Source organism: Staphylococcus sp. FSL W8-0304 (assembly GCF_038006565.1).
GTDB lineage: Bacteria > Bacillota > Bacilli > Staphylococcales > Staphylococcaceae > Staphylococcus > Staphylococcus epidermidis.
The window spans coordinates 802,495-826,014 of the sequence record NZ_JBBOVL010000001.1 but is presented as its reverse complement, the minus strand read 5'-3'; the positions used below and the strand labels follow the sequence as shown (position 1 = coordinate 826,014).

At 32.0% G+C, this 23,520-nt stretch carries 22 protein-coding genes; 4 read left to right on the top strand and 18 right to left on the bottom strand.

Annotated features, from left to right (window positions below):
- Nucleotides 1-183: 183 nt before the first annotated feature.
- The 3 genes from NST35_RS03750 to fdaB all read right to left on the bottom strand — a co-directional run bounded on the left by NST35_RS03750 (nucleotide 184) and on the right by fdaB (nucleotide 4,516).
- Entirely contained in the window at nucleotides 184-1,611 is a 1,428-nt protein-coding gene (locus NST35_RS03750; RefSeq protein ID WP_002458718.1) for an aldehyde dehydrogenase family protein, read from the bottom strand.
- A 428-nt stretch (nucleotides 1,612-2,039) separates the two neighbouring features.
- Complete coding sequence (locus tag NST35_RS03745) at nucleotides 2,040-3,299, bottom strand: UDP-N-acetylglucosamine 1-carboxyvinyltransferase (protein WP_002458719.1); 1,260 nt, start codon at nucleotides 3,297-3,299, stop codon at nucleotides 2,040-2,042.
- A gap of 356 nt (nucleotides 3,300-3,655) precedes the next feature.
- Nucleotides 3,656-4,516, bottom strand: a complete 861-nt coding sequence (gene fdaB, locus NST35_RS03740) for a class IIb fructose-bisphosphate aldolase FdaB (RefSeq protein ID WP_001829938.1) — start codon at nucleotides 4,514-4,516, stop codon at nucleotides 3,656-3,658.
- Nucleotides 4,517-4,735: 219 nt separating this feature from the next.
- On the opposite strand from fdaB, the gene NST35_RS03735 reads away from it, so the two are divergent.
- Entirely contained in the window at nucleotides 4,736-5,257 is a 522-nt protein-coding gene (locus NST35_RS03735) for a DUF2529 domain-containing protein (RefSeq protein WP_001829945.1), read from the top strand.
- Between the two features lie 226 nt (nucleotides 5,258-5,483).
- On the opposite strand, the gene NST35_RS03730 is transcribed toward NST35_RS03735, so the two are convergent.
- The 3 genes from NST35_RS03730 to NST35_RS03720 all read right to left on the bottom strand — a co-directional run bounded on the left by NST35_RS03730 (nucleotide 5,484) and on the right by NST35_RS03720 (nucleotide 8,935).
- Complete coding sequence (locus NST35_RS03730; RefSeq protein WP_002458721.1) at nucleotides 5,484-7,091, bottom strand: CTP synthase; 1,608 nt, start codon at nucleotides 7,089-7,091, stop codon at nucleotides 5,484-5,486.
- Nucleotides 7,092-7,427: 336 nt separating this feature from the next.
- The gene (gene rpoE / locus NST35_RS03725; protein ID WP_002447803.1) at nucleotides 7,428-7,964 is read right to left on the bottom strand and encodes a DNA-directed RNA polymerase subunit delta; all 537 of its coding nucleotides are present in this window, start codon (nucleotides 7,962-7,964) and stop codon (nucleotides 7,428-7,430) included.
- Between the two features lie 110 nt (nucleotides 7,965-8,074).
- Complete coding sequence (locus tag NST35_RS03720; RefSeq protein ID WP_002447804.1) at nucleotides 8,075-8,935, bottom strand: GNAT family N-acetyltransferase; 861 nt, start codon at nucleotides 8,933-8,935, stop codon at nucleotides 8,075-8,077.
- Between the two features lie 302 nt (nucleotides 8,936-9,237).
- Between NST35_RS03720 and coaW the strand changes: the two genes are divergently transcribed.
- The gene (gene coaW, locus NST35_RS03715) at nucleotides 9,238-10,035 is read left to right on the top strand and encodes a type II pantothenate kinase (protein WP_002458722.1); all 798 of its coding nucleotides are present in this window, start codon (nucleotides 9,238-9,240) and stop codon (nucleotides 10,033-10,035) included.
- A 219-nt stretch (nucleotides 10,036-10,254) separates the two neighbouring features.
- On the opposite strand, the gene NST35_RS03710 is transcribed toward coaW, so the two are convergent.
- The 3 genes from NST35_RS03710 to NST35_RS03700 all read right to left on the bottom strand — a co-directional run bounded on the left by NST35_RS03710 (nucleotide 10,255) and on the right by NST35_RS03700 (nucleotide 13,468).
- Nucleotides 10,255-10,920 (bottom strand): DUF2750 domain-containing protein, encoded by a 666-nt coding sequence (locus NST35_RS03710; protein WP_002447806.1) that lies wholly within the window; start codon nucleotides 10,918-10,920, stop codon nucleotides 10,255-10,257.
- A gap of 173 nt (nucleotides 10,921-11,093) precedes the next feature.
- Nucleotides 11,094-12,284: an L-aspartate--L-methionine ligase LdmS gene (ldmS, locus tag NST35_RS03705; RefSeq protein ID WP_002447807.1), complete on the bottom strand. Its 1,191-nt coding sequence runs from the start codon at nucleotides 12,282-12,284 to the stop codon at nucleotides 11,094-11,096.
- Nucleotides 12,284-13,468 carry a M20 family metallopeptidase gene (locus NST35_RS03700; protein WP_002458723.1) on the bottom strand — a complete coding sequence of 395 codons (1,185 nt, stop codon included), beginning with the start codon at nucleotides 13,466-13,468 and terminating at the stop codon, nucleotides 12,284-12,286. Before NST35_RS03700 ends, ldmS begins: the two co-directional genes overlap by 1 nt.
- A gap of 226 nt (nucleotides 13,469-13,694) precedes the next feature.
- Between NST35_RS03700 and NST35_RS03695 the strand changes: the two genes are divergently transcribed.
- Nucleotides 13,695-14,165: an S-ribosylhomocysteine lyase gene (locus tag NST35_RS03695; RefSeq protein WP_001829929.1), complete on the top strand. Its 471-nt coding sequence runs from the start codon at nucleotides 13,695-13,697 to the stop codon at nucleotides 14,163-14,165.
- Nucleotides 14,166-14,316: 151 nt separating this feature from the next.
- On the opposite strand, the gene NST35_RS03690 is transcribed toward NST35_RS03695, so the two are convergent.
- Genes NST35_RS03690 through deoC form a run of 4 tightly spaced genes read right to left on the bottom strand, consistent with a single transcriptional unit; the run spans nucleotide 14,317 to nucleotide 17,864 of the window.
- Entirely contained in the window at nucleotides 14,317-14,667 is a 351-nt protein-coding gene (locus NST35_RS03690) for a DoxX family protein (RefSeq protein ID WP_001829969.1), read from the bottom strand.
- Nucleotides 14,664-15,854, bottom strand: a complete 1,191-nt coding sequence (gene deoB, locus NST35_RS03685; RefSeq protein ID WP_002458724.1) for a phosphopentomutase — start codon at nucleotides 15,852-15,854, stop codon at nucleotides 14,664-14,666. Before deoB ends, NST35_RS03690 begins: the two co-directional genes overlap by 4 nt.
- A gap of 12 nt (nucleotides 15,855-15,866) precedes the next feature.
- Complete coding sequence (locus tag NST35_RS03680; RefSeq protein WP_002458725.1) at nucleotides 15,867-17,168, bottom strand: pyrimidine-nucleoside phosphorylase; 1,302 nt, start codon at nucleotides 17,166-17,168, stop codon at nucleotides 15,867-15,869.
- A 33-nt stretch (nucleotides 17,169-17,201) separates the two neighbouring features.
- Nucleotides 17,202-17,864: a deoxyribose-phosphate aldolase gene (gene deoC / locus NST35_RS03675; protein ID WP_002458726.1), complete on the bottom strand. Its 663-nt coding sequence runs from the start codon at nucleotides 17,862-17,864 to the stop codon at nucleotides 17,202-17,204.
- 206 nt (nucleotides 17,865-18,070) lie between these two features.
- Between deoC and deoD the strand changes: the two genes are divergently transcribed.
- Entirely contained in the window at nucleotides 18,071-18,781 is a 711-nt protein-coding gene (gene deoD, locus NST35_RS03670; RefSeq protein ID WP_002447810.1) for a purine-nucleoside phosphorylase, read from the top strand.
- 122 nt (nucleotides 18,782-18,903) lie between these two features.
- On the opposite strand, the gene NST35_RS03665 is transcribed toward deoD, so the two are convergent.
- The 5 genes from NST35_RS03665 to NST35_RS03645 all read right to left on the bottom strand — a co-directional run bounded on the left by NST35_RS03665 (nucleotide 18,904) and on the right by NST35_RS03645 (nucleotide 22,958).
- Nucleotides 18,904-19,350, bottom strand: coding sequence for a Dps family protein (locus NST35_RS03665; RefSeq protein WP_001829900.1), 447 nt, complete (start codon nucleotides 19,348-19,350; stop codon nucleotides 18,904-18,906).
- A gap of 186 nt (nucleotides 19,351-19,536) precedes the next feature.
- Nucleotides 19,537-19,947 (bottom strand): thiol-disulfide oxidoreductase DCC family protein, encoded by a 411-nt coding sequence (locus NST35_RS03660; protein ID WP_001829885.1) that lies wholly within the window; start codon nucleotides 19,945-19,947, stop codon nucleotides 19,537-19,539.
- A gap of 180 nt (nucleotides 19,948-20,127) precedes the next feature.
- Nucleotides 20,128-21,504 carry an EVE domain-containing protein gene (locus NST35_RS03655; protein ID WP_002458727.1) on the bottom strand — a complete coding sequence of 459 codons (1,377 nt, stop codon included), beginning with the start codon at nucleotides 21,502-21,504 and terminating at the stop codon, nucleotides 20,128-20,130.
- Nucleotides 21,505-21,736: 232 nt separating this feature from the next.
- A complete protein-coding gene (locus tag NST35_RS03650; RefSeq protein WP_002458728.1) occupies nucleotides 21,737-21,964 on the bottom strand; it encodes a hypothetical protein in 228 nt (75 codons plus the stop codon).
- A 55-nt stretch (nucleotides 21,965-22,019) separates the two neighbouring features.
- Nucleotides 22,020-22,958: a type I phosphomannose isomerase catalytic subunit gene (locus NST35_RS03645; RefSeq protein WP_002458729.1), complete on the bottom strand. Its 939-nt coding sequence runs from the start codon at nucleotides 22,956-22,958 to the stop codon at nucleotides 22,020-22,022.
- Between the last annotated feature and the right edge of the window lie 562 nt (nucleotides 22,959-23,520).

Sequence of the window (23,520 nt, the reverse complement as noted above, 5' to 3'; positions counted from 1 at the left end):
AGTCACATTATAGCTATATTTATACGTTTATATATTTCTCAACCTTCTAATTACTAGACTAACTATAGCAAATTTTCATTTTAATTACAAAATGATTTTAGGAATTTTAACATAAAAAACAAAACACAGAACAAAATTAGTTCCGTGTTTTGTTTAATTGCAACTTTTAATTTAATTTACTAATTATTTAAAATATCCAGCTATTGATTTTACTTCTAAGAATTCTTCGATACCATAATCGCCCCATTCACGACCTAAGCCAGATTCTTTATAACCACCGAATGGTAAGTCTGGTTTTCTACCAGCTTCATTAATTTCAATTGTACCAGCTTCAATTGAACGAGCGACATGTCTCAATGTATCTTTATCTTTACCAATAACATAGCCAGCAAGACCATATTTCGTATCATTAGCAATTTCAATAGCTTCGTCAAGATTATTATAAGTGATTACAGACATAACAGGTCCGAAAATTTCTTCTTGTGCAATCGTCATGTGATTATCTACATTAATAAATATAGTTGGACGCGCAAAATAACCTTTATCTAATCCTTCTGGTTTGCCAGGACCGCCGTAGAATAACTCTGCTCCTTCATTGATACCTTTATCAATGTAATCCTGAACTTGATCGAATTGTTTTTTACTAATAATAGGACCTACTTGAGTTCCTTCTTCTCTTGGTTGACCTACTTTAACTTTACTAAATGCTTCTTTAACTGCTGTTAAGTAGTCTTCTTTAATACTTTCAGGAATAAGTACACGTGTTCCTGCAGTACAAACTTGCCCTGTATTGTTAACAACTTTTTTCGTTGTTGCATTAGCAGCTTCTTCAACATCAACGTCATCTAATACGATATAAGGTGATTTCCCACCCAATTCAAGAGACACTTTTTTGAAGTCTTTTGCAGCTTTTTCCATAATTTTTGAACCTGTAGGACCAGAACCTGTAAATGACATCATTCTTACTTTTGGATGTTCACTTAAAGGATTTCCTACTCCAGATCCATCACCATTAACTAAGTTAAACACACCTTTAGGTACGCCTGCTTTATCAAAAATTTCTGCTAAAATAATTGCAGCAAATGGTGTTTCTTCAGATGGTTTTAAAACAACAGGACTACCAGCAGCAAACGCAGCAGCTAATTTAAGTGAAGTTTGGTTTGTAGGGAAATTCCAAGGTGTAACAAGTCCAGCAACTCCAATGGCTTCTTTAACAACCAAATCATCGCCACGTTGTTCTTCAAATTGGAAGCTATCTAAAGCATCTCTTGCAGCTGTAAAGTGATTCAATCCCATTTGATAATGAACGTTTTCGGAAACTGATAAAGGCGCTCCTAGTTCATCGGTAATCGCTTCAATTAAATCATTTTTTCTATTTTGATATTCTTTTACAATCTTATCTAAAAGTTCTCTTCTTTCCTCAACAGAACTATGTCTAAATTCTAAATATACTTTATCTGCAGCATCTACAGCTTTATTAACATCTTCTTCGTTACCGTTAGCAATTTTACCCATTACTTCTTCAGTTGCAGGGTTAATAACATCAATAGTTTCGCCGCTTGCACTATCAACCCATTCACCGTTTATATATTGTTTAGTGAAATTTCTCATCTTATTATATTCACTCCTTAGAAAAGTTATATACATATACTATCCTATTTTTACAGATAATAAACATAACTTGCTCACAAGTTGATTTAAGTAAATACTAATTACTAAAATACGTTTACTATAATTTGAAATATAAAATTACATTTCTCAAATTTGAGTTCGAATCAAAAAGAGCCTGAGACAATAATGTCCCAGACTTTCTTAACTTATAAGTAAGTCAATCACTAAATTTAAATTGCGCTTAAATCAATCTTTTTTGTACTCTATTTAAACATCCTAAATTAGATTGATTCATCAGATCATTTTACAAACATTACAAGTTTGGGATCTGTTGCAGAGAAACAACGTATTTAACTTGAATTCTGATACACTCACTATTTCATATCACTCAAATATAAATATTGTTAATTTAAAAATTGTGTTAAGAATTAAACCGTTTCTGTCCAAATATCAGCACCAAGTGCTTTAAGATGTTCAACGATGTTAGTATATCCTCTATAAATATGTTTTACATTAAATATTGTTGTCACACCTTCAGCTATTAAACCTGCAGTAATTAAGCAAGCGCCTGCGCGTAAATCACTTGCATATACTTCAGCTCCATTAAGTGTCGAAGGTTTAATTACAGCTGTTCCCTCATCCGATTTAATATTAGCGCCCATACGCTGTAATTCTTCTACATGTTTAAAACGCGCTGGATAAATAGTATCAGTCACAAATGAAGGCCCTTCTGTCATGAATAATAATGGTGTAATAGGTTGTTGTAAATCAGTTGCAAAACCTGGATAAACAAGCGTTTTTATATCTACATTTTTATACGGTGCTTGTTTACGAATGATAATTTTTTCATCTTCTATTTCAATATTTACACCTAACTCTTTTAACTTAACAGTTAAAGCTTCAACATGTTTAGGAACTATATTATGTAAAATGACCTCTTCACCCATAGCTGCGGCCATACACATATAAGAACCAGCTTCAATTCTATCTGGAATAATTTGATACTCTGAACCTTTTAGTTCCTCAACACCATTAATTTTTATTGATGTTGTGCCAGCTCCTCTAATATCAGCACCCATACTCATTAAAAAGTTCGCAACATCTACAACTTCAGGTTCTTTGGCTGCATTATCAATAACAGTTTGACCTTTAGCATGAACTGCCGCAAGCATAATATTAATCGTCGCTCCAACACTTACCATATCTAAAAATATATGAGCGCCTCTAAGTTCTTTTGCTACTAATTTCATAGATGTATTGCTAGATTCGTCAATTTCTGCTCCTAATGCTTTGAACCCCTTAATATGTTGATCAATAGGTCTTGGTCCGAGTGGACATCCACCCGGCAATCCAATTACACATTTTTTAAAACGACCAAGCATTGCACCCATCATATAATAAGAAGCACGTAAAGACTCAACTTTATTATTAGGTAGAGGTGCATTCTCTATTTGTGTAGTATCCACTTCTAATTGTTTACCATTTAATCTTGCTTTAATATTTAAATCTTCTAACAAACTTACTAGAGTTTCGACATCAGAGATTTGAGGAAGGCCATCCAACTTTACTTGTCCTTGAGCTAATAAAGTTGCGGGGATAATAGCAACTGCACTATTTTTTGCTCCACTAATTTCTACTTCTCCTTTTAGTGTTTGTCCACCTCTAATTTTTATTACCTCTTGAGCCATATCACTTTTCTCCTTTGTTTCCTTCTTTTTAAAATATCACATTATTAGCATTATAAGATAATTTTACTTTATTTGTAAAATACTTATTTTTACAATAAATACAATTTATTTATAGCATCATTTTGCTTTTTATAAAGATTGCTAATTACGACTAAGAATACGTCAATGAACTAATACCACTTATCTTTTCAGTTAATCATTTATTTTGTTAATTATTCGTTTGTAAGCTATTTTATTATATGAAATCTTCCCAATATTGAATATTGTAACCATAAAATGTAAATTTCTGTCATTATTATAGCATAAAAAGAGGTCACTGAACTTATGTTCAATGACCAATAACAAAGATATTTAAATTATTTAGCGCGATTAGAAGTACCGAATTCTCTAATTTTACCTTTAACTGTCTCTTTAATAGCTTCACGTGCTGGTCCTAAATATTTACGTGGATCATACACATCTTTGTCGTTGTTTAATACTTCACGAACTGCTTTAGCAGACGCAATTTGATTTTCAGTATTCACGTTAATTTTAGCAGTACCATAAGGAATAGCTTTTTGAATATCTTTAGTCGGAATACCTGTACCACCGTGTAGTACTAAAGGTAATCCAGTTGAAGCACCAATTTCTTCCATCTCTTTAAATCCTAATTTAGGTTCGCCTTTATATGGTCCATGTACAGAACCTAATGCTGGTGCTAAAGTATCAATTCCAGTTTTTTCTACTAGTTCTTGACATTCTTTAGGGTCTGCATAGATAACGCCATCAGCAACTACGTCGTCTTCTTGTCCACCAACTGTACCTAATTCAGCTTCTACAGAAACGCCTCTATCGTGAGCATACTCAACTACTTTAGAAGTGATTTCAACATTTTCTTCAAAAGGACTATGAGATGCATCAATCATTACAGATGTGAATCCAGCATCAATTGCTTCTTTACATTTTTCAAAGCTTGAACCGTGGTCTAAATGAATTGCTACTGGGATTGTGATGTTTAAGTCATGCATTAAACCTTCTACCATTTTCACAACTGTATAAAAGCCACTCATATAACGAGCTGCCCCTTCAGAAACACCTAGAATAACTGGCGCATTCTCTTCTTGAGACGCTTCTAAAATAGCTTGTGTAAATTCGAGGTTATTAAGATTGTATTGACCAACCGCATAACCGTTTTCTTTCGCATCGATTAACATTTCTTTCATTGAAACTAAAGGCATGAAAGTTCCTCCTTGAGTGCATCAGTGCACGTTTTTTTCAACGTCATTATATCAAAAATATATACTGATTGCATTCGAATATTTTATTTAATATTGATATTTTTCATAATTAATTGTTTTTACGTTTTTGGAAGCGAATACATTTCGAAAAATGTTCACATATTGCATATCTACCTAGGATTATTTACAATATTTCAGTAAAGAGATTGGAGGTTTACAATGTCAAAAATCTTAAACACACAATTAACTGGTATTTTTAATCGGCTTGAAAAACAAGAGTTAGATATTCAAATGGCAGCTCAATGCCTCATTCAAGCAATTGGTGGAGAAGGACATGTCTATATCAAAGGGTACGATGATTTAAAATTCTATGAATCATTCATATTACAAAGCCATGAAAAATTAGCATCTAGTTTACCACTTGAAGATTTACAAAATTTTAACGATATAGATACTACAGATAGGGTACTGTTATTTTCACCATACTACACTTCGGAAGTTGAAAGTGATGTACTTCAACTTATTGATTTAGATGTCGATTTAGTGCTTATTTGTAATAACCCTAAACGAGATGATTTTCCAAATCATTTAATTCATTATGTTAATTTATCAACACCTAGGCCCATTGTTTACACAGAAGATTATGATAAAATCATTCAACCACATCCGATGGCCTTAAATTATATTTATTATGATATTTATACTCAAATGATTGAAATGACTAGAGATCTGGATTTGTAAAATATGTGTGTAGTCGTTCAATTATTTTCTATAAAATAATTTCATCCGTGTTTTTAACTGATGAAGCAAGAACGTATAATAATTATAACCAAAACATCTAAATGTATAATGATAAATAAAGTACACTGATAAAGTTTAATGGACAATTAAAAAATGGTCATTTCCTTTTACTTTTAAGGAAATGACCATTTTTATTTAGCTTTATATTGTTTGTGCATCAAAACAATTATTTTTGTTGGTAATTTAACGCCGCTTCTACAAATGATTTAAATATAGGCTGTGGACGATTAGGTCTTGATAAGAATTCAGGATGGAATTGACATGCAATAAAGAAATCATTTTTAGGTATTTCTATAATTTCTACTAAACGACCATCTGGACTTGTCCCTGAAAAGACCATACCGTTACTTTCTAATTGTTCCCTAAATTCGTTATTGAATTCATATCTATGACGATGACGTTCTTCAATATCATTTTTATTATAAATTTTCTCTGCCAATGTACCTTCTTTAATGTGACAAGGATAAAGACCAAGTCTTAGGGTTCCACCTAAATCTTCAATATCCTTTTGTTCTGGTAATAAATCTATAATTGGATATGGTGTACTTGGATCTAATTCTGCTGAATGCGCACCTTCATAGCCTAAAACATGACGTGCAAATTCAACAGTTGCCAATTGCATACCTAAACAAATGCCAAAGAACGGTATGTTATTCTCACGGGCATAACGAATAGCTGCAATTTTACCTTCACTTGCTCTGAATCCAAATCCACCAGGAACTAAAATACCATCAACGTCGGATAAATAAGCCTCAACATTATGATCATTAACTTCACTTGAATCAATCCATTTTACCACAACATCTTTTTTAAATGGATAACCAGCATGCTTAAGTGATTCAACAACTGATAGATAAGCATCTTGTAAGCTCACATATTTACCAACTAAACCAATTGTAATTTTACCATCTAAATGATTAACGGTATCTAATAGATGTTTCCACTCATCCAGTTGCGTTTCATACTTGGCATTTAATTGTAAACGTTGAATAACAATGTCATCCATATTTTGCTTACTAAGTTGTAACGGAATTTCATAAAGAGAATCTGCATCTCTACATTCTATAACACTTTCCTTTTTGATATCACAGAATAGCGCGATTTTGTCTTTCAAATCTTGTGTCATTTCGTATTCTGTTCGTACGACTATTAAATCAGGTTGGATACCTAGGCCTCGTAATTCTTTAACACTATGCTGTGTAGGTTTTGTTTTCATTTCCCCAGCAGCTTTAATATATGGAAGCAAAGTACAATGTACATACATTACATTTTCACGACCTAAGTCGCTTCTAATTTGACGAATGGCTTCCAAGAAAGGTAAAGACTCTATATCACCTGTTGTTCCACCAATTTCAGTAATGACAACATCCGCATTAGTACTCTCACCAGCTAATAGCAATCTTTCTTTAATTTCGTTTGTAATATGAGGAATAACTTGTACAGTACCACCCAAGTAATCACCACGACGCTCTTTTTTCAACACATGTGAATATACTTTTCCGGCAGTAACATTTGAATATTTATTTAAATTAATATCTATAAAACGTTCATAATGTCCTAAGTCTAAATCAGTCTCAGCACCATCATCTGTAACGAACACTTCCCCATGTTGATAAGGACTCATTGTACCTGGGTCTACATTTAAATATGGATCGAATTTTTGTATTGTAACTTTAAGTCCTCTATCTTTAAGTAATCTTCCTAGAGAAGCGGCTGTTATCCCTTTTCCTAATGATGACACAACCCCGCCTGTTACAAAAATAAACTTTGTCATTGTCTGACCTCCTGTATAATTTAGTAAACTATTTAATGATTGATAAAATCTATTAAAAACTGTGAGTAAACTATGTATTTAACAATAATAATGAAATAAATTTGGTATATTACTCAACAATTTGATTCACTTTTACATTTCATTATGAATATTAAAAATAAAAAAATCGCTCCCTCTCACAGCAATTGTAAGGGGAGCGTATCTATTTAATACACGTGTCCTAATTAAAGGAGCCCAAATAAAATACTACCACCTTTTAAATAAAAATAAAAGTCCCACTTTAATGTTTCTGTTATAAAGCGAGACATATTTTTAAATTAAAATATAGTTACTTGATTAATCATTAAAGTCTTCGGCGTCTTCAAAGGCTTCTTCTTCACCTTCAGCAATATCTTCGTCTTCGTCTTCATCAATAACGATATCTGTATCATTCATTTCAACATCATCTTCATCATTATCTGACTCGTCTAATGTTTCTTGATCATCTGTTTGAGCAGGAATATCGTCATCTTCATCAGCGTCGTCATCACCTAATAATTTAAGGTTTTGATCTTCTTCATCTTCGTCATCTAGAATATCGAATTTTTGAATTGTTGGTGCGATTTTTTCCTCAATATCATCTACAGAGTACCAGTCACGTAGACCCCAAAGATTTTCTCCTACATTTAAAAAACGACCATCTGTGTTTAAATCGGTATAGAATTGGACGATTCGATTTTCAATATCTTCATACTCATATCCACCTAAAGATTTAAATTCATCAATAATATCATATAAATTCATCGTTGTTTGTTTATCATTTAATAAAGTATAGGCCATGTCGATGAATGATTTCTCATCAACCATTTCTTTTGTGTAATCTTGAATTTTCATATAAAAATACTTCCTTTCAAAGGATTTTCTTTAAATTAACGTCAAATAATCATTTATTAATAGTAACAAAAATAAATTATAAATGACAAGTTGTGATTTAGCAATCACTGTTAATAATTAATATATTTTTCAAAACGTGTATAATCCTCAGTTTCCTCTATTGCTACAAAATTACTATTCAAGCACAATGGTTTTAACTCATTACGTTCGCCATATAAAGTAATTGATAAAACTTCAATGTTTTCAAAATGTTTACGTATATACGTTGCTAATTGACGTAAAGCACTTTCTGCAATTCCTTCATTTCTATTTTGCTTATTAACCTCGATTGCAGAAATATTCATTTTATTATCATTTTGTTCTAGTGCAATAAAGCCTACCTTTACATCATCTTTAAGCAAATTAATCACATGAATATCATCACTATATGCTGACTCCCCCTCTTTTAACCTTAAAGAAGACACATGTTTTGAATCTAAATCTAAATAATAGAGTCTTTCTTTCCCGATAGGTCCTTCTTCTTTTGTAGCTGTATGCATAAAACCTGCACGTTCATAAACGTTCCAAGCGCTTTGATTTTCAGCGTCTACTACTAAGTATAAATGTGTAAAATCAGGAAATAATGCTTGAACATACTCTGGTAAAAACATCATCATTTTTGTCCCATATCCATGGCCTTGAAACTTTTCATTAACTGACAATGAACGTACATAAACAACATTGTTTGGAGTATCATAACCTTCATGTTGATAATAACGATGCAATACGAAGAACCCCACTACTTTTCCTTCTTTATTTAAAGCTACATTGGCAATTCGATTTTCATCTTTTAATGCATCATCTAAAACAGTTTGAGGTAATGAAGAATATATTTGTTGTCGTTCACTTAATTCAAATTGGTTAAGTGCATTTCTATATTTTTCTTCATATACTTGAACTGTAATATCATCAAAATCCCTTTTTATAAACATTGCTTTACCCCTATCTATTAATTACCATTTATATTATATATGAATTAAATAATTATGACTATCGGACTCGTTATGTATAACATTTTCTCTTGCTCAACATCATTTTACCCTAATTCAACTCATTACAACCTCATTTTATCAATATGTATGTCATCACTATAATGACTACCCTATATTTATTATTAACTTTATTATTAAAATAAGTGTATCTTAATAAGAGCTTTCTATAAATATTCACTTGTTTTTCAGTTAATTTACTATACTATAATGAGTGACAATAATTGTTATGGAGTGATAGACATATGAAGATTGGAATTGATGCTGGAGGCACTTTAATTAAAATTGTACAAGAGCATGACAATCGCAGATATTACAGAACTGAATTAACAACTAACATCCAAAAAGTCATAGATTGGCTTAACAATGAAGAAATTGAAACATTAAAGCTTACAGGTGGAAATGCTGGAGTAATAGCAGATCAAATTCATCAATCACCTGAAATATTTGTAGAGTTCGATGCATCATCAAAAGGTTTAGAAATTTTATTGGATGAACAAGGTCATCAAATTGAACATTACATTTTTGCTAATGTAGGAACAGGTACTTCTTTCCACTATTTTGACGGAAAAGAGCAACAACGTGTTGGAGGTGTAGGTACCGGAGGTGGGATGATACAAGGTTTAGGCTATTTATTGTCCAATATAACAGATTATAAAGAATTAACGAATTTAGCTCAAAATGGTGATCGTGATGCCATTGATTTAAAAGTAAAACATATTTATAAAGATACTGAACCACCAATTCCTGGAGATTTAACAGCAGCAAATTTTGGAAATGTATTACATCACTTAGATAATCAGTTTACTTCAGCTAACAAACTTGCCTCTGCAATTGGTGTCGTTGGTGAAGTTATAACAACTATGGCTATTACTTTAGCACGTGAATATAAGACTAAGCACGTTGTATATATCGGTTCATCATTTAATAACAATCAATTACTACGTGAAGTTGTTGAGAATTACACTGTTCTAAGAGGATTTAAACCATACTATATTGAGAATGGTGCTTTTTCAGGCGCTTTAGGAGCACTTTACCTCTAATAGGAAGATGAGTGGAAGCAAATTGGTATTGATTGTTACTTACCTTACCACCTAACTTACTTTATACGTTGAATTTTCTCAGTGTTAGCTTCAAACATCATTTTACTATCAAATTTATAATATTCGTTTATAAAAAATCACCCCAAAAGTTAAACTAAAATCTAACTTTTGGGGTGTAAATACTATAAACATGTTGCAGACTTTTTCTAATATAATCAATTAAAATGTTGCTTCATTTGACAATTTTTGCGCTGATACAACAGTACCTACAACACCTGATTTCAAATCAATCGCTACTGCTTTATTATCATCGCGTAACTTGTCTAACCATTCACTAAAGACTTTACCTTCAATTTCAATTAAATCACATTCTTCAAAATCTTGATCACGTACTTTACGCGCTCTACTCTTAATACTCCAAACAGGCATGATGTGAGGTTTATTATGGTCATCATCTGAAATCATAATAAAATTCTTTTCACCTTTGTTTGTCAATCCGTATACTTCGTCATATTTTGCGACATCTTTAACAAACTCTCTCATTCTTATATCATCTAATTCAGACATTAACTCATCAGTCATTTTAACTATATCTACAATGTTTCCTTCTTCACCATTATTCACATTAACTAAAACTTTGTCACCAGGATCAAAGATTTCATCCATTTCATATGTTACAAAACGGTCAATATCTGCTCTAATGATTTTGTCGTATTCGATTGAATGATGTAACAAATAAGACTCAGCAACATTTTCGTCTGTCCACATAGCAATAAATGGCAAATTCTCATGTTGTATTCTAATTAATTTTTTATTTTTTGAAGCAAAATAAATATATTCATTAATCAAAATATCTTTAAAAAATGCTTCATATTTGTATGACATACTTAACCCTCAATTCATAAGTTATTCATAGTGTTTCTTACTTTAAATCTTAAAATACTAACGATTGATAGTCAATAATGTTAAAATTCAAATCTTATTTGTAAACTGAGACATGATTGATTATTCTAACTTCTTTATCAAACACTACTTAATATCCTTAAAGAATCATACACTTATAATCCAGCTTCCAATATAAATTGTTGTTCATATCGATTAATTAATTCTTTATTTTCTCCATGCCAAATGCAGCCAAATCTAGAATTAACTTGATTCTTTCCATACCAATCTCCATCGTAATAGGAAAGTGGATAAAGTACACCTAATTCTACGTATTTTAAAATAGCATTATAGAATTTTGTATTATCTCCATTAGAAAAGTAACTGTAAAATTTATGATATCCATGAGTTAAATCTTTTGCTAAAAGTAGCATACTCGTTGATCCGTTTTGCCTAAAATTTAAATCAATCGCATAAACATCATTTTTATCATCTACTAGTAAGTCAAAACCTGCTACACCAAAAAAACCTTTGCTTACGCCTATTTCCATAATCTCTCTACCAGCGTCTATTACATTCTGAGGCACATCATTAACATTTTCATTTCCGTTGTAAAATCCATAGTCATTAGTTAACTGTTGCGCTGTTCCTAAGTATTTGATACCAATATCATCTGAATAAGCAAATTGTACACAATAGTTATTCACTGCATTAATTTTTTGTTCAATGATTAAATGTTCAGTCTCTGCTGATGCATTGTTGATGCGTGTGATAGCTTTATCTAAATCTGTATCATTATAACAAATCATAACACCATATCCTCCTGCTGTAGGTAAATCATCGCCTGGTTTTATGACAAATGGATACGACCATGTTTGAATACGAGATTCAAAATCTTTAATTGAGACAATTTCTCTTTGTGGTAGATATTTGTTATTAGTCCATTCCGGAATTCGTGCTTTATTATTAAGAGCAACAAAAACATCTTTATCAAGTGCATAATATTCTTTAGGTAGAATATCTTCATCATGAATATATTGAAAGTAGATTTTTTTACCATGATGAAGAGCTAAATTCCTTATCAAGCTTTCATATGTTTCTTGATTATTAAATTTATAAGTATGTGGTGGAATTTCCCTACCCACTATATTAAAAAGTTGTTCTAATTTGTTTGTAACACTTGCCTCATGAACAATGACAGGAAAACGATTAGCTATAAGTAATTCTCTTCCAGTTAAGAAATTTGATTGATGTTCATCTGGTTTCAACCATGGATTCGACACATATGAAGGTCGAGATGTGTAAACAATGTCATCATTATACAAATCACTAAGTGTGAGAAACGGACCATTTACTTTATTATTCATTACTTAACATGCCCCTTTATATGCGTATGCTCTTCAATTATTTCGTCTAACAACGGTTTATTTTCGATTAATTCTAGTCCCATTAATGCTAAAATTTTTGCACCTCGAATTAGTGCTTGATCACCTTGTAAACTTGCAGCCGCTTCTCTAAAGCGATGGGTATGTCCTACAAGATTTCGAGAACCAATTTTAATATGAGGATGGATTGTTGGTACAACATGACTTACATTACCTGTATCTGTTGATCCATAACCAAAATCATCATTAATCACTTCTTCTCCTAATTCAGCTGCATATTTTTCAAATAAATCATCAAGTTTAGGCGCTTTAATAAATTCGTTTACACCATTTTGGATAGGACCAAATTCAAAATCACATCCAGTTTGAATCGCAGCACCTCTAGCAATTTGGTTTACTTTTTCAGTTAAAACATCAAGTTCTCTCCGCGAAGTAGCTCGAGTATAAAATCTTGCATGTGTAAAATCAGGTATAATATTAGCCGCTTTACCACCGTCTAAAATAACCCCGTGAACTCGTTGTCCTTTTTTAATGTGTTGCCTTAACTGTGCGATACCATTAAAATATGAAATCATTGCATCTAAAGCGTTTAATGCTTCATCTGCATTTTCAGATGCATGCGCACTACGTCCATAGAATTTAATATCTAGAACATCCACAGCTAAAGTATTAATTGTACGATAGGTTTCATTTCCAGGATGAATCATCAATGCCACATCAATTTCATCAATGACACCTGCTTTAACATAAGAAGCTTTTGCGGAGCCATTTTCCCCACCTTCTTCAGCAGGACATCCCAAAACGACTACTTTACCGCCAATTTCATCGACGACTTCTTTTAGTGCTACTGCAGCAAGTACGCTAGCAGTACCAATAATATTATGCCCGCACGCGTGACCAAGACCAGGTAAAGCATCGTATTCAGCTAGAAATCCTATAACCGGTCCAGTCATATCAGAATCATACGTTGCTATAAATCCTGTTGCATGTCCTGCAATATCCGTTTCGATTTCGAATCGATTTGCTCTTAATTGGTCAATTAACGTTCTCGATGCAAAAATTTCTTCATTGCCTAATTCAGGGCGTTCATGAATACGATGACTTATTTCAACATAATCATATTTATTATTCTCTATAAAATCTAATATCTTTTGTTTATTATGCATTGTATCTAACTCCCTTTGAAACTTTGCGTATCAATCATTCTTTTTTAATCATTACTTATTTTATCGGATTTAATATTGGTTGTCATTAATTTTTACACAATTTTCTTACAACTTAAAAGACAACAGTCTATTAGTTTAGAAAAATTGTAAATGTATATGAGTATTGTTACAATCTATTTATTGAATTAAACAAAAATTGCTATATAGCAATAAGGAGGATAAATGCATGACTAAAATGAATGTAGAAAGCTTTAATTTAGACCATACTAAGGTTGTTGCACCTTTTATTCGTCTAGCCGGTACAATGGAGGGTCTTAATGGTGATGTCATACACAAATATGACATTCGTTTCAAACAGCCTAATAAGGAACATATGGATATGCCTGGTCTACATTCCTTAGAGCATTTAATGGCAGAAAACATTAGAAATCATACTGATAAAGTAGTAGATTTAAGTCCTATGGGTTGTCAAACTGGATTCTATGTTTCATTTATTAATCATGACGACTACGATGACGTATTAAATATTATAGATCAAACATTGCATGATGTGTTAAATGCTAGCGAAGTGCCAGCTTGTAATGAGGTTCAATGTGGTTGGGCTGCAAGTCATTCTTTAGAAGGTGCTAAAACAATTGCTCAAGCATTCTTAGATAAAAGAGAGCAATGGAACGACATCTATGGAGAAGGTAAATAGTTAACCATACAACTAAGCATAAAACGCTTAATTAATATCATTATGGAGAAATGTCGAATGAGTCTTCCTTTCGACATTTCTCTTTTTTTATAAAAAACCTTCTAAAATGCTAACTAGTTATCATTTTAGAAGGTCTTATTTTCTGAAAAAATTATAATTTTTTAATGGCTTTAATAAGCACAAATTGCAATGGTAATCTAGAATAAAGTGCCCATTTAGGTAGTTCTTTGTCACCTAATGGTAATCCTTTACGAGCCATATAAATATTTGCTGGGAACACTGCTAACAAGAATAAATTAATACCCTTTTTCAACCATGATGCTGGCCTTTTAATAAGCAACATGATACCAAAAAAGATTTCTATGACTCCTGTTACCAATACGGCAGTTTTTTGTAGAGGTAAATAATCTGGAACAATATTTCTAAATTGTCTCTCTCTAGTAAAATGTAAGACACCAGCTGTTCCAAATGCTAGCCCTAATAAGAATCTTAAAACTTTCATTGATGCTCAACCCCCATTTCTTTTAAATAACTTTTTCCATATTTAGGTAATTCTACGTTGAAGTTATCTGCTATTGTAACACCGATAGAGCTAAATGTCGTGTCTTGTGAAAGTTCATGATAATCTTTAATTTTCGGACTAAACATTAAAAGTGGAATGTATTCACGTGTATGATCTGTACCTTTAGCAATTGGATCATTACCATGATCAGCTGTAATAATAACTAAATCATCTTCTCTTAAATGATTCATTAATTCAGGTAAACGAAGATCAAAATCTTTAATTGCTTGAGCATAGCCTTCTTTATCACGACGATGGCCATACAATGCATCAAAATCAACTAAATTAAGAAAACTGATGCCTTCAAAATCTTTTTTTACAACTTCAATCAATTGATCCATACCGTCCATATTATTTTTAGTACGTATAGCTTCTGTCACGCCTTCACCATCATAAATATCGTTAATTTTACCAATTGCGATTACATCATATCCATTATCTTTAAGGCTATTCATCACTGTTCGTCCAAATGGTTTTAACGCGTAATCATGTCGATTAGAGGTTCTAGTGAAATTACCAGGTTCTCCAACATATGGTCGAGCAATGATTCTTCCTATTAAATATTTAGGATCTTTTGTTAGTTCACGAACTTTTTCACAAATCTCGTAAAGTTCTTCAAGTGGAATCACGTCTTCATGTGCAGCAATCTGTAGAACTGGATCAGCACTAGTATAAACTATTAAATCTCCAGTTTTCATTTGATGTTCGCCCCACTCGTCAATAATCTGAGTTCCTGAAGCAGGTCTATTTGCTACAACCTTGCGTCCAGTCATTGATTCAATCTCTTTAACAAGCTCTGCTGGGAAACCATTTGGATAAACCTTAAATGGTTGCATAATATTTAACCCCATAATTTCCCAATGTCCTGTCATTGTATCCTTGCCTACTGAAGCTTCACTTAGTTTGGTATAAAATGCACCCGGATGCGTAACTTTTGAAACAACAGGAAGCGGTGCAATATTTCCTAATCCAAGTTGTTCTAGATGTGGTAACTTTTGCTTAAATCCTTCTAAAGTATGCTTTAAAGTGTGTGATCCTTCGTCATTGAATGCCGCTGCATCAGGACCTTCGCCTATACCTACTGAGTCCATAACTATTAGATGAATTCTTTTGAACGGTGTAGTCATCATTTACATCTCCTACTCGGTTATTATTTTATGAATTAAGGTTGGAGCTTCGCCCTTACTCTCAATAGTAATACTATTGTCTAGTTTGTTTAAAATATCATCGATCTTTTTGGTGTTGGTATGAATAGTTAAAATATTTTCACCCTTCTCAACATGTTCTCCTACTTTTTTATTTAACACGATACCTACACCTAAATCAATAACGTCTTCTTTTGTTTGACGACCAGCGCCTAACATCATTGAAGCAACGCCTATCTCATTTGCTATTATTTCAGTTATAAAACCATCTTTTTTAGCTTTAAATTCAACTTGATATTTCGCGCTAGGCAACTTTTCAGGAGAATCCACAATAGAGTCATCTCCTCCTTGATTCGATAGAAATGTTTTGAATTTGTTTAAAGCTTTTCCTGTTTTTATAGCATCGACTAACATCTGACGCGCTTCATCTAAAGATGCTGCTTGTTCAGCTAAGACAACCATTTGAGAACCAAGTGTTAACACAAGCTCTGTTAGATCTTTCGGTCCATTTCCTTTTAATGTTGCGATAGCTTCTTTTAATTCAAGCGCATTACCAACTGCATTTCCTAAAGGTTGACTCATATCTGAAATAATAGCCATCGTATTACGACCTACATTATTACCGATTCTAACCATCGCATGCGCAAGCGCTTCGGCATCATCTAGCGTCTTCATAAACGCACCACTGCCAGTTTTGACATCTAGAACAATTGCATCTGCACCAGCAGCAATTTTCTTACTCATTATGGACGAAGCGATGAGAGGAATAGAGTTAACTGTTCCTGTTACATCCCTCAATGCATATAATTTTTTATCAGCTGGTGTGAGATTGCCTGATTGGCCTATTACTGCTACTTGGTTATCATTTACAAGTTTTATAAAATCTTTTTCACTGATTTCAACATTAAATCCCTTAACTGATTCTAATTTATCTATCGTACCCCCCGTATGTCCTAGACCACGACCACTCATCTTTGCAACTGGAACACCTACTGCCGCTACTAATGGGGCAAGAACGAGTGTCGTTGTATCACCGACGCCCCCTGTAGAATGCTTGTCTACCTTTATACCATTGATATCGCTTAAGTCGATTCTCTCCCCTGAGTTAACCATTGACATTGTCAATGCGGCTCTTTCTTCATCATTCATATCTTGAAAGAATATCGCCATAGCTAAACTTGAAGCTTGGTAATCTGGAACTTCCCCACGAGTGTATCCGTTTACAAAAAATTCTATTTCTTCTCTTGTTAATGACATACCGTCTCGTTTCTTTTCTATGATGTCAATCATTCTCATTATTCATCATTCCCTTAGACAATAAATTTAGTATTAGTAATCAGTATTTGACTCAAGTCCTTGAATAATTTGCACGCCGGCACTAGCACCAATGCGTGTAGCACCCGCCTCAATCATATTGTTAAAATCTTCTAGATTTCTCACGCCACCTGACGCTTTTACTTCTAAACGATCACCAACAGTATCTTTCATTAATTTTACATCTTCAACTGTAGCACCCCCACCAGCAAAACCTGTGGATGTTTTAACAAAATGTGCACCTGCCGCTTCAGATAATTGACATGCTTTAATCTTCTCTTTCTCAGTTAATAAAACAGTCTCAATAATGACCTTAACTGTTTTACCATTAGCTGCTTGAACGACGGCTTCGATATCATTTTGCACTTCATCAAAACGACCATCCTTAAGTGCTCCAATGTTTATCACCATATCAATCTCTTGAGCGCCATTATTAATCGCATCTTTTGTTTCATAAGATTTAACTGCTGTAGTTGTTGCACCTAGTGGAAATCCAATAACAGTACACACTAAAACATCAGTTCCTTTAAGTTGTTCAGATGCATATTGTACATGTGTAGGGTTCACACATACAGACTTAAACTGATATGCTTTTGCTTCATTTATAATAGTATCAATTTGTTCCTTTGTTGAATCAGGTTTTAATAATGTATGGTCTATTAATTTTGCTTTATTCATCATTTTTCCTCCATGTTTTTAGTTTATTACTATCTCAGTATATTAAATCTTCACATAACTTTAATATATCTTTAAAAAACAAAACATATTTACCTTTAATTATATAGTACAAAAATTCGCAAAAAAGATAAACAAATGTTATCTTAAAATGGTAATATAACGGTTATGATGATATTGCGAACTGACTATTAAGGAGAAGATATATTATGACAGAAAGTACACCTCACATTAACCCAAATGGAGTTAAAATAGCTAAAACTGTATTAATGCCAGGCGATCCGTTACGTGCTCAATATATTGCTGAAAATTTTTTAGAAAATGTTGAACAATTCAATACAGTACGTAATATGTTTGGTTACACTGGAACTTATAAAGGCAAAGAAGTTTCTGTAATGGGGTCTGGGATGGGGATTCCAAGTATTGGCATTTATTCTTATGAACTTTACCATTTCTTTGATGTGGATACAATCATTCGCGTAGGTTCGTGTGGCGCTCTTCAAGAAGATGTCAATTTATATGATGTGATTATTGCACAAGCCGCTTCTACAAACTCAAATTATGTTGATCAATTTAATATACCAGGTCACTTTGCACCTATTGCTGATTTTAATCTAGTAGCTAAAGCTAAGAAAGCTGCTGATGAAATTGGTGCCGTATCACACGTAGGTAACGTTTTGTCATCTGATACATTTTATAATGCTGATTCAACTTTTAATGATTCATGGAAAAAAATGGGTATCTTAGGTATCGAAATGGAGTCTGCAGGTTTATATTTAAATGCCATCCATGCAAATAAAAAGGCTTTAGGTATTTTTACAGTGAGTGATCATATTCTAAGAGATGAAGCCACTAGTGCAGAAGAGAGACAAACATCATTTACTCAAATGATGGAAATAGCACTCGAAATAGCTGAATAGAAAATATAAAAATAGAGTGGGATGACAAACATTCAATGCGTTTGTCTCCCACTCTTTTCTAATAGCTACACTAAAAATATTTGAGATCGTCAATTTAAAATTAAAATGTAAGTTACTAAAAATTAATGACCTAAATAAGATTGTAGCATCCAATTATGCTTATCAACTGAAGTTTGCATGCCGATAAACATATCTTCTGAAACGTCATCACTAGCGCTTCCAGCCACTTCAATTGCTTGTTCTAATTGTTTAGAGATTTTAGAAAAATCTTTAGACAATTCTTCTACCATTTCTTCAGCTGAATAATGTTTTCCTGCTTCATTTACTATTGATTTATCTAAACACTCGGAAAGTGTTCCTATTGGATTACCACCTATTGCCAAAATTCTTTCTGCTAAATCATCAACATATTGACTAGCTTCATTGTATAATTCTTCGAATTTTGTGTGTAAAGAAAAGAAATTAGGGCCTTTAACGTACCAATGGAAATTATGCAACTTTGTATAAGCTACCGTCCAGTTTGCGACTTGTTGATTTAATTCTTTGACTACATCTTGTTGTTGACTCATATCAAACACTCCTTCGAACCTCATTTTACAATAGTTATTATATTATAATAATTCTAATTTGTAAAGTGAAATAACACTAAGAGACAAAATAAATATTACTTTAATTTCTCAAAACATCTGTCTAAATGATTTCAATTTTGATCTTGTTCATCTTCTTTTATTATCAATTAAATCATATTTTATCAATTAGGTTAGTTTGATTTTTTCATTATCATCAAGAAAAAATGATTTTTCATAATCAGTTGGCTTGTGCCAATGTGTTTTCCACATTTTATCTCGATTATTTGCAAATAATCGATATCCTAAATCTCTTAATGGTTTAGGAATTAATCTTAATCCTATACCAAGAAATTTAGAGTGATTAGGTAGTGACGATATCAATGTTGCAACAGCCTGTGATTCAAATTCTAAATGATTCCCTTTTTGAAGAATAACACTATTCTTATTTTGAGCATCAGGATAATTTTCAAAAAATTGTTTACCTATTTGACCTTTAATTGTTGCAAACTCATATTTATGTGAAAGTCCATTTTGAATTAACCAAATTGCATAGTTATAACAATAAACACAATTTCCATCATAATAAATTATTGGCATGTGTATACACTCCTTTTTCATTGCTTAATTATTTATATTCCCATTTAGGTATAATAAATAAACCTTATTAAGTTAACATCATTCTAACTTAATAAGGTTTAAATCACTAGGAAATGTATAGTTATAATCTACTTTATAAAATGAATCAGTTATGTGTTCTTCATACGACTGATTACACGATTAGTCATGATTCACTTTGACGATACGAGTATATTTTAAAAACTGTGACGAATATTTTTGCTTAATTTTTTCTATAGAGTCATATGTAATACCAATAATATGCCAATTAGGATTAAAATGATAAAAAGAATCCTTATTTTTTGACCACTTAATCATGCTTCCATCTTTATTATATCTTGGTAATGTCACTTCATAGCCTTCAAGTACATTAATATATGTTTGGAAAATATCCACATCGATGCGATTGAAGTTATCAATGACTAAATAACTTTTATCTTTCTTAGGCATTAGGTGTGTAATGAATCCTTCACGATAATATAGCGCTCCTGACTCATTTGGTAAATATTTACCATAAAGCATATCTTCAGTAAAATCTGGATGTCCACTTGTAATCACAGGGTTTGAATTAGTTTTTTGGAGTAATTCTTCAGCAGCCTTTAAGCCTTCTCCTTTTTGCTCAACAACTAATAATACAAAAGGTTTTAAACTATCATCTTCAGCATTTTGAGTTGATAGTTCTGCTTTTTTTACTGTTTCAAAAGGATGTTTAATACCATTATTCATACTCATGTCCAAAATGGCATCGTATTGAGCTTGTGACATACTTGCTATTGACTGTTTCGCATTTTCTTGTAAGAAATACAAATTCTTCAATTTAGGATGTTTATTCAAATGACCTAATGAAATGGGCTTAATATCTTTCTCATAAAAAATTTCAATAGCTGTACTATTCGTTCGACCTGGTATAGGTGGTTTCTCATGTAAATGCTTTGATACTTCGCCAATACCGATAACCGATTGATTTTGATATTTATTATATATAATAATGTTATCACCTACCTCTAGTTGAGTGTAAAAATGATAACCATTCCTTTTGATTCCATTAAATGTATGAGTAAATATAGTATAGTTTTTACCGGGTTCAAACGCTTCTGTTTCTGCTAATAAAAAATATCGAGGAATTTTTGATTTTCCTTTACCTAAACTAACTATTAACTCAAATTCTGACTCTCTGATTTGGTTGAAAAGTGTTTCTCTCATGTTACTCATACGAAAATCGAGTACTTCACTTCTTTTAAGATAATCAGTTGTAAGTGGTTTTAGCGTTTCTTTAAATTTAAATTCTACTCTTATTTTATTTTGAGCACCGGATTGCACACTTATAATTTCACCTATACCTAAAAGACCAGAATCTGTTTGTACTTGATAAAAAATCACTTGATCTCCAGCTTTAGCTTTTTTAAATGCTCTATATCCTTGTGTAGGATTAAAATGTGCGCCAGATTCAAATAACGCTGTCTGTCCCACTAATGGTTCATTATGATTCCATCTATTGTAACCACAATTAAGCCAAAAATAGTTAATTTCCTCAGTCATTATAATGCTCCTTATCCTAAAATTAATTTATGTTCTATTTTCATATCATTCACTCTAAACAACCATGGGTCTCATCAGTAATCACTTAAATGTGATCATCATTATTATTAAATATTTTTATTTATTTTATCATAATATCATTCACTATTCTAAACAACACTTATCATTAAAAGTTGCTTTTAAAAATTAAAAATGCAAGTATCATCGTTAGACACTTGCATATCGTCATCTTTCATTTAGCAATAACACTCCCAAGTAACGGCATTATATTAATCATTATTCCACCAAGTTTAAGCATACCACTTATTTCCTTATCTCTTATTGTAATTGCAGCGCTAATTATTCCGAGAATCGCCACAAATCTTGGAATCATCATAGATGGATAATGCGGTAATTGTAAAAATATACCTGCTCCTGAAATAATGCCACAAACTAGAGAAATATATAAAAATTGCTTCACAAAGTCTCTCTCCTTATATCACCTATACTTAAATTGGTATATTTTTTAATACTTATTAAATGTAACTAATGATTAGTTTGAAATCTCCTTCGAAAACACTATCTAAATCTTCAGAAGTTAACACAAAGTTTGAACCTGTAGATATTTCATATATATCACCATCTACAATAAGTTTACCTTGTCCATCTAAAACAGAAACAAGACAAAATTCTCTAGGCTTCATATAATTTAGAGTGCCAGAAATATCCCACTTAACCATAGTAAAAAAATCACTCGATACAATATGTGTACAATTGTGATTTTCTATCACTTCATTTTGAGGAGTGATATTAGGTAGTTCATTTGAATAATTAATAACATCTAATGCCTTATCTATATTTAATTCACGTTCCTCACTATTGTCTGTTTTTCTATGATAATCATAAATTCTATATGAAATATCTGATGATTGCATGACTTCATACGCCATAATGCCTGCACCTATAGAATGTATCGTTCCAGCTGGTATAAAGTAAAAATCTCCTGGTTGCACTTGTATTGTTCTCAAATGATTTTCAAATGTACCTTGCTTCAATTGCTCTTCAAATTCATCACGAGATTTCGCATACGTACCTATAGTAATCTTTGCACCTTCATCAGCTTCAATGATGTACCAACATTCAGATTTTCCATATTGACCTTCTTCGTGTTCATATGCATAAGAATCGTCGGGATGTACATGAATAGACAATGGCGCAGCAGCATCTACAATTTTAGCCATTAACGGAAAATCTTTACTTGGAAAATCTCCAAACATTTCTCTATGATTGTTCCATACTTGATCCAATGTTTGACCAGCAAATATACCATTTTCAATCACACTTTTGCCATGTGGATGTGCTGAAATTCCCCAACATTCACCTATATGATTATTAGGTAGTTGATACCCAAATTGGCGAAGATTATCACTGCCCCATACTTTATCGAGAAAAATGGGTTTTAAAAATAACGGCATGTTCACACCTCCATTATTAAAAGCCTAAACTTTAATCATTATCTATGCTTGAATATCACACAATGTCAAATAATAAAAATACTTTTGAGACAACATAGCTCTTCTTTTAAGATATGTATTTGAAGCTAACTCTCTTTCTCACTCGTTTTGAGTGTAGCATATATGATTATTTCACAAACTACTATATGAATATACTATCATTTTATACACTTTGTATCCTGTGTCCATTTGACATAGGATTCTTACATATTATATCAACTGCCTAATAAATTGAATAGCATCATTTTTACTAATCTAATAAAGCGCTTTATTCATTACTATACCATTATTTTCTGTAAATGACGCCTTAAAATAACAAAGCGTTAAATTGGATTCAATAGAATCCAGCATTTCTCTCTTTTCAAGTTCATTTAAAAGTAGAAAAATGAGTATAATTATACTCATTGAAATATTTAATGTTTAATATAAAAAGGGAACAAGATAAGACTTTTTGATTTTCTTATCTTGCCCCCCTCAAATACTGATTAGAAATTGAAGTATTTAAAAACAAACTACAACAATT